Annotated in this window: 12 protein-coding genes; 2 read left to right on the top strand and 10 right to left on the bottom strand. The window is 56.5% G+C overall.

The features are described from left to right. Nucleotides 1-44 precede the first annotated feature (44 nt). The 8 genes from fis to Q9245_RS06750 form a co-directional block, all read right to left on the bottom strand. Nucleotides 45-362: a DNA-binding transcriptional regulator Fis gene (gene fis / locus Q9245_RS06785; RefSeq protein ID WP_199005914.1), complete on the bottom strand. Its 318-nt coding sequence runs from the start codon at nucleotides 360-362 to the stop codon at nucleotides 45-47. Then, entirely contained in the window at nucleotides 359-1,357 is a 999-nt protein-coding gene (gene dusB, locus Q9245_RS06780; RefSeq protein ID WP_371824790.1) for a tRNA dihydrouridine synthase DusB, read from the bottom strand. The genes fis and dusB overlap by 4 nt, the downstream gene beginning before the upstream one ends. A 209-nt stretch (nucleotides 1,358-1,566) precedes the next feature. Continuing rightward, nucleotides 1,567-2,739, bottom strand: a complete 1,173-nt coding sequence (locus Q9245_RS06775; protein ID WP_305896413.1) for a DUF3426 domain-containing protein — start codon at nucleotides 2,737-2,739, stop codon at nucleotides 1,567-1,569. A 73-nt stretch (nucleotides 2,740-2,812) separates the two neighbouring features. Then, the gene (gene prmA / locus Q9245_RS06770) at nucleotides 2,813-3,709 is read right to left on the bottom strand and encodes a 50S ribosomal protein L11 methyltransferase (RefSeq protein ID WP_305896412.1); all 897 of its coding nucleotides are present in this window, start codon (nucleotides 3,707-3,709) and stop codon (nucleotides 2,813-2,815) included. A gap of 2 nt (nucleotides 3,710-3,711) precedes the next feature. Further along, nucleotides 3,712-5,058: an acetyl-CoA carboxylase biotin carboxylase subunit gene (gene accC / locus Q9245_RS06765; protein WP_305896411.1), complete on the bottom strand. Its 1,347-nt coding sequence runs from the start codon at nucleotides 5,056-5,058 to the stop codon at nucleotides 3,712-3,714. An 18-nt stretch (nucleotides 5,059-5,076) separates the two neighbouring features. After that, nucleotides 5,077-5,535 carry an acetyl-CoA carboxylase biotin carboxyl carrier protein gene (gene accB / locus Q9245_RS06760; RefSeq protein ID WP_305896410.1) on the bottom strand — a complete coding sequence of 153 codons (459 nt, stop codon included), beginning with the start codon at nucleotides 5,533-5,535 and terminating at the stop codon, nucleotides 5,077-5,079. A gap of 30 nt (nucleotides 5,536-5,565) precedes the next feature. Continuing rightward, nucleotides 5,566-6,003 (bottom strand): type II 3-dehydroquinate dehydratase, encoded by a 438-nt coding sequence (gene aroQ / locus Q9245_RS06755; RefSeq protein WP_305896409.1) that lies wholly within the window; start codon nucleotides 6,001-6,003, stop codon nucleotides 5,566-5,568. Nucleotides 6,004-6,263: 260 nt separating this feature from the next. Further along, the gene (locus Q9245_RS06750; RefSeq protein WP_305896408.1) at nucleotides 6,264-7,874 is read right to left on the bottom strand and encodes a diguanylate cyclase; all 1,611 of its coding nucleotides are present in this window, start codon (nucleotides 7,872-7,874) and stop codon (nucleotides 6,264-6,266) included. A 229-nt stretch (nucleotides 7,875-8,103) separates the two neighbouring features. Here Q9245_RS06750 and Q9245_RS06745 point away from each other — a divergent pair, with 229 nt between their 5' ends. Further along, nucleotides 8,104-10,086: an EAL domain-containing protein gene (locus tag Q9245_RS06745; RefSeq protein ID WP_305896407.1), complete on the top strand. Its 1,983-nt coding sequence runs from the start codon at nucleotides 8,104-8,106 to the stop codon at nucleotides 10,084-10,086. A 7-nt stretch (nucleotides 10,087-10,093) separates the two neighbouring features. Continuing rightward, the gene (locus tag Q9245_RS06740) at nucleotides 10,094-11,146 is read left to right on the top strand and encodes a DUF2333 family protein (RefSeq protein WP_305896406.1); all 1,053 of its coding nucleotides are present in this window, start codon (nucleotides 10,094-10,096) and stop codon (nucleotides 11,144-11,146) included. 78 nt (nucleotides 11,147-11,224) lie between these two features. Here the strand turns inward: Q9245_RS06740 and ppa are convergent, their stop codons facing one another. Continuing rightward, entirely contained in the window at nucleotides 11,225-11,752 is a 528-nt protein-coding gene (gene ppa, locus Q9245_RS06735) for an inorganic diphosphatase (RefSeq protein ID WP_305896405.1), read from the bottom strand. 271 nt (nucleotides 11,753-12,023) lie between these two features. Then, a complete protein-coding gene (locus Q9245_RS06730; protein ID WP_305896404.1) occupies nucleotides 12,024-13,163 on the bottom strand; it encodes an acyl-CoA dehydrogenase family protein in 1,140 nt (379 codons plus the stop codon). Nucleotides 13,164-13,186: the final 23 nt, after the last annotated feature.

Here is a 13,186-nt window from a genome sequence, read left to right as displayed (position 1 = left end):
GGCCTCGCGAACGAATCCGGGAGGCCCTTGTGGGTCGTGTCTGATTATAGCAGACCGTATTGCTTCAGTTTCTTGCGCAGGGTTCCGCGGTTCAGGCCAAGCATGGTCGAAGCCTTGGTCTGGTTGTTGCGGGTGTACTTCATTACCTGCTCGAGCAGGGGCGCTTCAACTTCCGAAAGCACCAGTTGGTATACGTCGGTGACGGGCGCTCCGTCCAGTTGCGCGAAGTAGTTCTTCAGAGCAACTTCTACGCTGTCGCGCAGGGTGACGCTATTGCCGCTGCCGTTTACCGTGTGCAACTGATGTGATTCATCGTTGGCCGGGGTGCTCAGATTATCGTGTGCCAAAGTCTCAGCGGTCATGCTGCGAATACCTCTCCATTTCGTAAGCGTGCAAAGTACTGTGCGATGCTGTCTTTTTGCTCCAGCGGGTCTTCGATCCCGTTGAAGCGACTGCGGAACTGTTTGCTTTCGTCGTGGGTCTGCAGATACCAGCCCACATGTTTTCTGGCGATACGCACGCCCATCGTTTCCCCGTAGAAACTGTGCAGTTCGGCGAGATGCTCCTGGAGAATCTGCTCCACTTCCGTCAGCGGCGGTGCTGCAAGGTGCTCGCCGGTTTCCAGAAAGTGCAGGATTTCCCGGAAAATCCATGGCCGGCCTTGTGCGCCTCTGCCGATCAGCAACCCGTCAGCGCCGGTATAGGTCAGCACGTGCCGGGCTTTCTCTGGTGTCGTGATGTCGCCATTGGCAAACACCGGAATGCCAACGCTGGCCTTCACTTCGGCAATGGTGTCGTATTCGGCGTCGCCCAGATATTTGTCGGCTCTTGTGCGGCCGTGGACAGCGAGGGCCTGAATGCCTGCGTCTTCTGCCATTTTTGCAATTGTTTTGGCGTTACGGTTGTCGCGATCCCAACCTGTGCGCATTTTCAGTGTCACCGGTATATCGACGGCATTGACCACCGCATGCAGAATGTCCTGAACCAGCTTTTCGTCTTTCATCAGGGCCGAACCAGCGGCCTTGTTGCAGACTTTTTTGGCAGGACACCCCATGTTGATGTCGATGATCTGGGCACCAAACTCGGCGTTTTGCCGCGCGGCATCGGCCAGCATGTCTGGGTCGCCGCCGGCAATTTGCACTGACCGGGGTTCGGGTTCGCCCTGATGATTCATCCGGGTACGTGATTTGCGCGTATGCCAGAGCTTGCTATCCGCTATGACCATTTCCGATACCGCCAAACCGGCGCCCATTCTTCGACACAGCAGCCGAAACGGGCGATCTGTTACACCGGCCATGGGTGCAACTATCAATGGGTTGGGCAGGGTGTACGGCCCGATTTTTGCCGTTGGCAGCATGATCTGAGTCCGTGTCACAGCGGGTTTAGCAAGGTTCGGATTTCAGTCGTTGCTCAAAATCTGATCGACTGTTTCCCGAAGGGCGGTAATGATACCGCCGGGGGCAGTTTGATTGAAGGGATAAATGAGCGAAAAAGTTGATTATTTTTCGCTCTGTCTGGTTGACTTTTGCTCTACCGACTGTAGGCCGTTGTTAAGGCTCTAGGTATCTACGGACGGAAGAGCAGGTTGTAGTTGACCGCGTCCCGTCCCGGGTCGCGAATCCGGATGGCAATCTTGACCGGGGTATCCGGCGGCATGTTCTCCAGTGCCTCTCCGTCGCCCGCGATATACTCGTCAGGGCTGAACACACTTTGAGCCACCACATCCCCATTCAAGTTGGAAAAGGTCAGGGCAATAGACGGGAAGGGCTGCTCGAAGTTGGCGCGATTAATGATCACTGCATCGACAATCAGCTGGTTGCGGTTGTCCGGGGCGGTGCGAACCACCAGTTTGCGGCTTTGTATGGCATCGACATTCACCAGAGGCTGGAGTTTGCAACCGGCCAGTTCGCAGCCTTTCTCGTAAAAGGGGCGCAGCTGGGGAATGGCGGATAAGCGGTCAAACTGGAACCAGGTAGCCTGTGCCACCAAGAGCCCGAACAGCGCGAGTGTCACCAGACCCCACAGGATCGTTCGAAGGCGACTGCCACCACGACCGACCGATACAGGGTCTCGTCGCAACTCCTGGTACAAGGCCGCGGTTTGTGGCTCCGGTCGAGTCCGGTTAATAAGCGGGTCGTCCGGCTGGTCGGTGTCTTCGCTTAAGGGGGCGGCGTTACCCGTTCGTGACTCGTCCTCGATCACGGCACCCGTGCTGGAAGATGCTGTTTCAGGCTCAGGCTCAGGCTCAGGCTCAGGCTCATGTGGGGGCTTCTCGGGCGCCGTCGGGCGGTCATCGGAAAGCATGGCTTCTGCCCAGCTCTCATCGACATTTGAGTTGATCGTGTCTTGGTGGTCTTCAGAGAAACTTTCGTTGTGACGGTTGTCAACCGAGAGAAAGCTTTCGCTTAGCTCGTCTTCGGAAAATGTCAGTTTGTCACCCGCGTAGAGCTCTTCTTCGGCATCTTCCTCTGGATTGTCGACGAAAACGAAGTCGTCTTCGATGACGCTGCTGCGCTTGTCGTCACGGCTGGAATTTTCAGATGGCGAGGGTTCAGGGTCGGTATGAGGGGGCTGTGTTGTAGTGTCACCGGGAAGGTCTATCCGGTGTTCATTCGCATTAAAAATGGCCATGCAGTTGCCGCAACGGACTTTGCCTCCGGCAACACTGAGCTGCTCGTCAGTTACCCGAAAACGGGTCGCGCACTCTGGGCACTGTGTTTGCAGGCTGCTCTGGGTCATGCTGTTATCCTGAACGCTTAGTCACTGCGTGGTTGCTAGGAACCACGCAGTTTAGACGTATACGTTTGATTCGTCACTCGCCCTTGCGCCGTCCTGTGAGGCGTATCCACTCTTCTTTCTGTTCGGGTTCGTCCATGATAAACCAAGGTTCGTAGGCCTCCATCACTTCTCTGGCCTGGTTCGACAGAATGCCGGATAGGACAAGGCTGCCTCCGGGGCGAGTCAGCGTGGCCAAGCGAGGTGCCAGTCCAATCAATGGCTGGGCCAGAATGTTGGCGAGCATGACATCGGCCTGAGTGTCGGGATCGCTGCCGGGCAGGTAGAGGTCAAGCCGGTCGTCATCAACGCCGTTGCGCCGGGCATTTTCGCGACTGGCTTCCAGCGCCTGAGGGTCGGTGTCTACACCGATCACGTGCTTGGCGCCGAGGAGCAGAGCGGCAAGTCCGAGAATGCCAGAGCCGCAGCCGTAGTCGATTACTTGTTTGCCATCAACGTCCTGTCCGTCCAGCCACTGCAGGCAGAGGGCTGTCGTAGGATGGGTGCCGGTGCCGAACGCCAGGCCCGGGTCCAGCAGCAGGTTGGCGGCGTCCGGGTCGGGGGCTTCGTGCCAGCTGGGAACAATCCAGAGCCGCTCGCCAAAGCGCAATGGATGGAAGTCATCCATCCAGGCCCGCTCCCAATCCTTGTCTTCGACCAGGGTGACATCAATCTCTGCCAGCGTTTGCTGGGTTTGCTGATGCCAGGCATCCCGGATATCAGAGCACAGCTGCTCGATATCACGATCTGATTGAAACAGACCGGTGACGGTGGTTTGGCTCCACAAGGGGGTTGTGCCGGGATCGGGTTCGTAGAGGGGTTGGTCGGCGGCATCTTCCATGGAAACGGCATCCGAGCCCATTTCCATTAGCAGGTCTTCCAGCTGATCCGCAGTGTCCGGATCAGCTGGAATCTGGAGTTGTATCCAGGGCATGGTCAATCCTGTATCAGTTTTTCGAGGTAGTGAATGGTGAAGTCTACCTGTTTAAAACCTCCATCGCGCACCAGTTTTCGATGCAGCGGCTGATTGGTCTTGATGCCCTCGACCAACATTTCGTCCAATGCGTTCTTCATGCGCCTGCGTGCGATGTCTCTGTCTGCACCCCAGGTGATCAGTTTGGCCACCAGAGAATCGTAGTACGGAGGTACGGTGTAACCGCTGTACAGGTGCGAATCGACTCGCACACCGTTTCCGCCGGGAGCATGGAAATGCTTGATCTTGCCTGGGCTGGGCGCAAAGGTTTTCGGATCTTCGGCGTTGACCCGACATTCCATCGCGTGCCCGGAAATCTTGATTTCGTCCTGGCTGTATTCCAGTGGCAGACCGCTCGCGATGCGCAGCTGTTCGCGGACAATATCGACGCCTGTGACCATTTCGGAGACCGGGTGCTCTACCTGCACTCGGGTGTTCATTTCGATGAAGTAGAACTCGCCGTCCTGATACAGGAACTCAAAGGTGCCAGCACCTACATAGCCAATTTCCTTACAGGCATCGACACAGGCTTTGAGGGTGCGCTCCCGGGATTCCGGGTTCAGGTTCGGGGCGGGCGCTTCCTCGATGACTTTCTGGTTTCGACGCTGCAGTGAGCAGTCCCGGTCACCCAGGTGAATCACGTTGCCGTGCATATCTGCCAGAATTTGGACTTCCACATGGCGAGGCTTTTCCAGAAACTTTTCCAGATAGACGGTGGGGTCGCCGAAGGCGTTTTTCGCTTCCGTCTGGGTGATCTGGACCGCTTTCAGAAGGGCAGCCTCGGAGTGAACAACCTGCATACCACGACCACCACCGCCGGAAGCGGCTTTGATCATGACCGGATAGCCAATGTTACGGGCCACTTGCAGCGTGCGCTCATCGTCATCCGTGAGCGGGCCGTCTGACCCGGGAACGGTGGGTACGCCGGCTTTCTTCATGGCTTCAATGGCGGAGACTTTGTTGCCCATCAAACGGATGGTTTCAGCACTGGGGCCGATGAAGCGGAATCCGCTTTTCTCGACTTGTTCCGCGAAGTCGGCGTTTTCTGCCAGAAAGCCGTAGCCGGGGTGAATGCCGACAGCGTCTGTCACTTCCGCAGCACTGATAATCGCCGGGATGTTGAGGTAACTGTCTGTCGGGCTGTTGGGGCCGATGCAGACCGTTTCATTTGCCAGGCGAACGTGCATCAGGTCGCGGTCTACCTGAGAGTGAACCGCCACGGTTTTAATGCCTAGCTCTTTGCAGGCGCGGAGTATACGCAGGGCGATTTCACCGCGGTTTGCGATCAGAACTTTCTCTAACATAGCCATGGGTAGCAATCACCAGATTCAGGAAATGACGACCAAAGGTTGGTCAAACTCCACCGGCTGGCCATTTTCGACCAGAATTTCGGTGATGGTGCCAGACTTGTCGGCTTCAATCTGGTTCATCATTTTCATTGCCTCAACAATGCAGATGACATCGCCAGCCTTGACCGATTGGCCCACTTCTACAAACGCAGGTGCCGACGGTGACGGTGACCGGTAGAAGGTACCAACCATCGGTGATTTCAGCGCGTGACCGTTAATGGCAGCTGGCGCGGCAGGCGCTTCTTCAGAGGCAGGCGCGCTGGCAGGTGCCGGGGCCGCTTGAGGTGCCGGTGCGGCGTAATGGCTGACAACCTGGCCGGGCGCTTGCTCACGACGACGGGAGATGCGTACCGAATCATCGCCCTCGTGAATTTCCAGCTCCTCGACGTCAGATTCCTCGAGCAGTTCGATCAGTTTCTTGATTTTGCGAATATCCATAACTATTCCAGTCCCGTTGTCTCTGGTCTATCAGTGAATTTTTTGCAGGGCAGCCTGTAAAGCAAGATCGTAACCTTGGCTGCCTAAACCGCAGATAACGCCTTGGGCGATATCTGAAAAATACGAGTGGTGCCGGAACGGCTCCCGCGCGTGCACGTTTGACAGGTGCACTTCAATGAACGGGATGCCCGATGCCAACAGAGCGTCCCGCAAGGCGACACTGGTGTGGGTGAAGGCGGCGGGGTTGATAATGATGAAGTCCACCCCTTCAGCCCGGGCTTCGTGAATACGGTCAATCAATTCGTACTCTGCATTCGATTGCAGGTGCAGCAGATGATGGCCTTGTTCCGAAGCCTGATGCCGCAAGCGGTCGTCAATGTCTGCCAGCGTCTCATGGCCATAGACCTCGGGCTCGCGTGTGCCGAGCATATTGAGGTTGGGTCCATGTAGCACAAGTATGGTCGACATGATGAAATTTGCCTTGTTTGTTTTTGACAGGATCGCCGAAGATAACAGCAGTTTTGCTAAATGGTGCGTACTTATCAGCTTCAGATCAACACTTTTTGACAATCTTCGGGTGTGTCTTTGATCCTGAAAAAAGATTACACAGCAATTGCCTCACGCGCGATGACATTTGGTTGATGACTCGCATTGTCGGTGATGGCGAACAGGGCGGGTATTCGACATTGGTTTCATGGACCGGGCAGAACGCCCGGTCCGGGGGTGGGTCACTCTTCGGCCAGTGTCACGCAATTTCGGCCGTGGGCTTTGGATACGTAGAGGGCTCGGTCGGCTCGCTCGCACAAAGATTGGGAGCTTTCTCCTTGCCAGGCCGCCAGTCCGCAACTGAAGGTCACTTTGAACTGGCGGTCGCCGGCCTCTTGCAGGAGTTCGGAAAATCGCTCCCGAATTTCATTCACCACATTACGGGCATCACCGGGGCGTGTGTTGGGCAGAATCAAAGCGAACTCTTCTCCGCCATAGCGCCCGATGTGGTCAGTTTTGCGCAACCGCTGCTTCAGGAACATGGACAGGCTTCGGAGAATCCGGTCTCCGATGGGGTGACCGAAGGTGTCGTTCACTTTCTTGAAGTAGTCCAGATCGATCATGGCGAAGCACAGTGGCTGGTCTTTCTGGCGCGCTCGCACGATTTCCTGCTCCAGCAGGTACAGGGTGTGAGTGTGATTAAACAGACCGGTCAGGCTGTCGCGAATCATCAGCGCCAGCAGTGAGCGGGCGCGCCGGCCACGGTTGTGCAGTGTGGCAATCAGGTGTTTGGGGTCTACCGGTTTGGTCAGGAAATCGTCGCCACCGAGGCTCATGGCGTGCAACTGTTTACCGACATCGTCTTCGGCCGAAAGGTAAATGATCGGGACGCTGTGAAATTTGTCCTGTTGACGAATAACGCGGGCAATCTCCATGCCGGTGCAGCCGGGCATGTACATGTCGAGCAGGATGATTTCGGGCGAGAATTCATCCAGCGCGGTAATGATCTGCATGGGGTCGGTGATGATGTGGGCGTTCATTCCGGCTTTCTTCAGCACCGTTTCCATGAATTTGGCCTGGGCCCGGGAATCGTCGAGCACCAGCACCCGGTAGGGCTCCACCGTATTGCCGTGGGTATAGGTTTCGATTTTTTCGATCAACTGCCCCGGATCAACCGCCGGGTAGAAGAATTCTTCGCCACCACACCGGGAAGCCCTTAACCGGGTTTCGATGGATCCGTCTTCATCGCTCATGAAAATGATGGGAATGGGGGTGTCGTGTTGCTCCTGAAGATGCTCGATGGTGGATATCCCGGAAGACGCTCCGCCGCCAAAGTTGATGTCGATCAGGATGGTTTCGGGTTTGCTCAATGCGCACGCCGCCACCAGATCGTTGGGGGTTTTGTAGGCGGCCGCACGAAAACCGAAAAATTCGAGTTGTTTGATCATTCGGGCTGCGGATTCGTCGTCGGTAAGCGCGATGTAGACCGGCGTTCGGCGAAAAGGGTGGGGCGCATCATTGTTCTCGTCACTGCGGCGTTGGGTGCTGTGACGAAGGGTTTCCATGGACTCTTCAAGCGCCTGCAGTTGAGCAGTGCCAAGCGGGGTCTCAGGGTGCCAGTGAGCAAGCCGGGCGAGAATGGTTTCTCCGGCGCGAGCGTGGTTTTCCATCTCGAAACGGCGGGCGTAACGCACCAGTTTGTCGGCGGCGGCTTCCAGCGCATTCCGGTATGTCTGGGCTTGCGTTGGGGCCTCGTGAATTTTTTGCCAGGTATCCAGAACAACACGCGCTTGAGTGGTGACGCGCCGGGCAAAATGTTGTCTGAGTTTTTCCTTCTGGCTTTCGTCGCTCATTGTGCTCGGGCCTTTCTGTTATTGGTTGTTCTGTCCGGCCGGACAAACTTCTTTCTCGGTCACGTTATGCCGAGGCATCATAGTCCTAAGGGAGAGTCTATAGTGTTTAATGTTGTCGACGTAGACGGCACTTTGTAAATCTTTGTCAACTCTTGATGGTGATCACAGAGTTGGTGGTGCCTTCAGATACGGCTCCGGGTTGAGGAGCGTTATAGCAGAGGGGCAGGTTATGAACAGCCGACGGCAAGATGGCGTGATGAGCCTTCGGGCATTGCTGTTGGTATTCACCGGCAGTCTCCTGGTGCTGATTTTGTTGACCATTTTTTCAGTGACGTTCAATACCTTCCGGAATTACGTGTCGTCGCAGCATTTGGAGCATGCTCGAGATGCAGCAACCGCCACAGGCGTAGCGCTTTCTAAAGCAGTCGATGCGTCCGATATCGTTGCTGCTTCATCGTTGATCGACGCAGTGTTCGATAGTGGCAGCTACCTGTCGGTCAAGTTCTACGGTCACGGAAGGATCCTGCTGACGGGCAGGGAGATACCCTTGCGTACGTCGGTGGCACCCGACTGGTTTGTGCGGGCCGCGAAAATGCAAAAGCCTGAAGGCAAAGCGCAAGTGGTGCGGGGGTGGGCTCAACTGGGGACGGTAGAGGTGGTCAGCAACCTGGGCAGAGCCTACGACGACCTTTGGAGAATCACGCTCGGGTTGCTGGCGGCCGTGGTATTGATCGGTGGTGTGGGCATGCTGGGGTTGTGGTTCTTGTTGAAGCGTTTACTGCAACCGTTGAGCGAGTTGGAGAAACAGGCCCGGGCATTGAGCCGGAGGGACTTCAGGGAAAGGGTGGCCGTGCGTTCTACCCGGGAATTGAATCAGGTGACAGAAGCCATGAATCAGATGGCGGATGATTTGGGGCAACTGTTCGCCGGACAGGGAAAGTTGATCCAGCATTTGCGAAAAGTGAATAACGAGGATCCCGTGACCGGGCTGGCAAGCCGGAGCGCATTTGATCAGCGCCTGAAGGTGGAAGTCGAGTCCGAGGAAAAGTCAGCGCCGGGGGTGCTGATGCTGCTTCAGCTGAGCTGTTTTGGCGAGTTCAACCAAAGCCATGGTCGCGAGGAAGGCGACCGGTTGTTAAAACAGGTCGGTAAGGCCATGAACACCTTTGTGATGAAACATGGCGGTGCGTTTGCCGGACGCAGAACCGGAGCGGAGTTTGCAGCTTACCTGCCCGGCGCATCGGCAGTGGATGTGAAAGTGTGGTGTGAAGCCTTGGTCGAGACGTTGGACGGGTTATATTCGGACTTGGCGGCACCGGTGGAAACCTGTGTTCACGCCGGGCTGGCGATTGCATCGCCGGAGGCGAATGTCCGAGACTTGCTGGCGGCCGCAGATACAGCCTTACGGACTGCCCAGCAGCGGGAAGAATCCTGTTGTTGGATTAAGGATGCCAGTGGCAACAGTTACCACACGATGGACACCTGGCGTGACATCATCAACGATGCAATCCGGGGGCAAAAATTGTCGCTTTGGCTGCAACCGATGGTGCAAGGGCCGAATCAGGAATTGCAGTACTTCCAGGTGTTCTCCCGAATTTGTACCCCCGAGGGCGTGCTCAAGGCGGGCGCCTTCGTTCCCATGGCGGAGCGCCTCGGTCTTATTGCGGATATTGATCGGGTTCTGGTGGCCAGCGTTCTGCAGCGGCTGGCACACAAACCAGAGGAGAAGCTTGCGATTTCGTTAGGCTCCGCCTCCGTAGCGGACGAGACGTTCCGGGAAGATCTTCTGTCGATGCTTGGATCGGCGGGCACCCGGAACGGTCGTTTATGGGTTGGTATTTCGGAAATGACGCTGCATCACCACCGGGCGCATGCAAGCCAATTGATTCGCGCATTGGTCAAGCTGCACGTGCCGGTGCTGGTGGATCGCTTCGGGGTCGGGGGCGTGCCGTTCAACTATTTGCGAAACCTGCCGTTGAGCGGTTTGCGGATTGATAACAGTTTTGTTCACGATCTGGATAGCCACGAGGACAACCGGTTCTGGCTCGAGTCGGTCATCGGCATTGCCCGAAGCCGGGGTGTGAAAGTTTTTGCGACGGGTGTAGAAAGGAGTGAGGAATACTCGGTACTCTGTAAATTGGGTATCGATGGCGCCATGGGCTACCATCTTGGTCGTCCCTTCGCGGCCGATGAGGAATCAACAGGAGAGTAAACGTTTTATGCCAGGCAAAATCAGACAGTATTTCAAGGACAAGAAAGAAGATGTTCAGGATTACACCGGAGGCAGCGGCGTAATCGGAAAGTTTATCCTGGCGCTGCTGGTGGTGTACCTGCTGATTACCATTGTGTTGGGGGTCATCTGGAGCAGTGAGCCAGACAGCTTCTCGGTAAGGGAGCATACCCGCACCTTGGCCAGTTCGATGGATCGTGAACCGGTAGCCGGGTTTGCCACCACCGCCACCATGATTCGTTTGGCGGAGACGCTTCTGGATAAGCCGGGCGGCTACATCTCGAATGATATCTTCCCTCCCGGGCTTTGGATGGACAACATGCCAAACTGGGAATACGGCGTGCTGGTTCAGCTCCGGGATTTGTCCCGCTCGCTTCGCAAAGACATCAGCCGGTCGCAAAGCCAGTCCGCGGAAGATCCGGACCTGATCATTGCCGAACCCCAGTTACACTTTGACAGTGAAAGCTGGGCGATTCCGTCCACCGAAAACGAATACCGCCGCGGTATCAATGCGCTCAAGCGGTATCTGAATCGTTTGTCGGATCCTGAACAAAGCAATGCCCAGTTTTTTGCTCGTGCTGACAATTTGAACAATTGGCTGGCGGATCTGGAAACGCGTTTGGGCAGCTTGTCCCGAACCCTGAGTGAAAGTGTGGGCAAGGCGTCGGTTAGCGAATCCCTGTCGAATATGGAAGACGGAGACCCGCTGTCTGAAGCGATCAGTGGCGAGGATGTGAAAACAGATTGGACCAAGATCGACGATGTGTTCTACGAGGCCCGTGGCACCGCGTGGGCTTTGCTGCACATTTTCCGTGCGATGGAAGTGGATTTCCGGAAGGTGCTGCAGGACAAGAATGCGATGGCGAGTGTGCAGCAGATCATCATCGAGTTGGAGGGCACGCAGGAGTCTATGTGGAGCCCGGTGATTCTGAATGGCAGTGGCTTTGGTTTATTGGCAAACCACTCGTTGACGATGGCGGCGTACTTGTCGCGGGCGAACGCAGCGATCAGCGATATGCGGGATTTGTTGTCGCGGGGTTAATGGCCGATTGAGCGTTTAGAAAACAAAAAACCGGGTCGCTCTTTGAACTGACCCGGTTTTTTTATGCCCGAAACGCGATTAGCCTTTGTAGGCGTTAACCGAGTCTACGATGGCTTGCTTGGCTTCGGCAGCGTTGCCCCAGCCTTGTACTTTTACCCACTTGCCCGGCTCGAGAGTTTTGTAGTTCTCGAAGAAGTGACGAATCTGGTCGCGCAGCAGTTCTGGCAGGTCGTCAATTTCTTTCACATCGTGGTAGATGGTGGTCAGCTTGTCGTGCGGTACCGCAACCAGCTTGGCGTCGCCACCGGCTTCGTCTTCCATGTTCAGTACGCCAACCGGGCGGCAACGAATAACAGAGCCGGCCTGGATCGGGTATGGGGTGACAACCAGTACGTCCAGCGGGTCGCCGTCGTCAGCCAGGGTGTGAGGGATGAAGCCGTAGTTGGCCGGGTAGAACATGGGGGTGGCCATGAAGCGGTCTACCAGCAGGGCGCCCATGTCTTTGTCGAGTTCGTACTTGACCGGGGAGCTGTTGGCCGGGATTTCGATGGCTACGTAGATGTCTTCTGGCGGGTTTTTGCCCGCTGGGATGTTGTCGAATTGCATGTGAGTTCCTTCCTGATACGTTAGGTTCGTTTAACGGTGTTCGAAAAGTGGGCGCAATTATACGGGACTCTACAGGCATTCGAAACTAAACGTTGGTGGCGGGCTTGGCTTTGGGTGCAAGCGGGCCTCTGGCAGCCCTGTCCGAAAAACGCCCGTGAATACGTCCCTGTAGGGCTCGGTCGCGCCATCCTTGGCGCCCCACGTTTTCGGACAGGGCCACCAGAGGCCCTTTTTAGCATCCGGGGAAGCCTGATTCAGTAATTTCCGAAATCTACAGTCTGATCTGTTTGGCAATCAGTTCTTTCATGATCTCGGTGGTGCCGCCGCCGATGGAGAGGATCTTGGCGTCTCGGTACAGGCGATCGACCACGGATTCCCGCATGTAGCCCATGCCTCCGAACAGTTGCACGGCTTCGCGGGTGACTTTTTCGCAGACGTCCACGGAGAAGTTTTTCGCCATGGCCACTTGTTTGATGGGTTTTTTGCCCGCTTGCATCAGTGCCGCGCAGCGGTAGGTGTATTCCCGCGCGATGTCGATCTGGGTGGCCATGTCGACGAGTTTGTGGCGGGTTACCTGGAAGCCCGAGACGGTGCGGCCGAACGCCTGGCGTTCTCGGGTGTAGTCCAGTGCTGCTTCGTAGGCCAGCTGGGCGGTCATGTAGGCCATGATGGACAGGCTCAGGCGTTCGGCCAGGAAGTTGCTCATGATGGCAATGAAGCCGGCGTTTTCGGCGCCGATCAGTCGGTCGGCGGGGACTCGGCAGTCCTCGAAGAAGAGTTCGGCGGTGTCGCTGGCCCACCAGCCCATTTTGCGCAGTTTTTTGCCATTGGAGAAGCCGGGCATGTCGCGGTCGATCAGCAGCAGGCTGATGCCCGCATGGCCTTCGCCGCCGGTGCGCACGGCAACGGTGTAGTGGTCGGCACGGGTGCCGCTGGTGATGAAGGTTTTGCTGCCATTGACGATGTAGTGGTCGCCATCGCGTACCGCGCGGGTTTTGATGTTGGCGACGTCGGAGCCGCCGCCGGGTTCGGTGATGGCAAGGGCAGAGATTTTCTCACCGCGCAGTACCGGGGGTACGATTTGCTCCTGAATTTCTTGCCTGGCCCATTTGGCGACGGGCGGCAAGCCGATGTCGAGGGAGCCCAGGCTGGCCACGAAACCGCCGGAGGTGGAACGCATCAGCTCTTCGGAGGCGGCCACTTTCATGAAGATGTCGCCTTCACCGATTCCACCAAGTGCTTCCGGAAATCCGATGCCGAGAAGGCCAGCCTCTCCGGCTTTTTGATAGATGTCCCGCGGGAACTCACCGGCTTCTTCCCATTGGTCGATATAAGGTCGAGCGTGGGTTTGGATGAATTTGCGAGCGGTCAGGCGCACCTGTTCGTGGGTTTCGTTGAAATAATCCGACACTGCGACGTTCCTTTTTGTTCTTG

It is taken from the genome of Marinobacter sp. MDS2 (assembly GCF_030718085.1).
Lineage (GTDB): Bacteria > Pseudomonadota > Gammaproteobacteria > Pseudomonadales > Oleiphilaceae > Marinobacter.
This window is presented reverse-complemented; position numbering and strand designations above follow the sequence as displayed.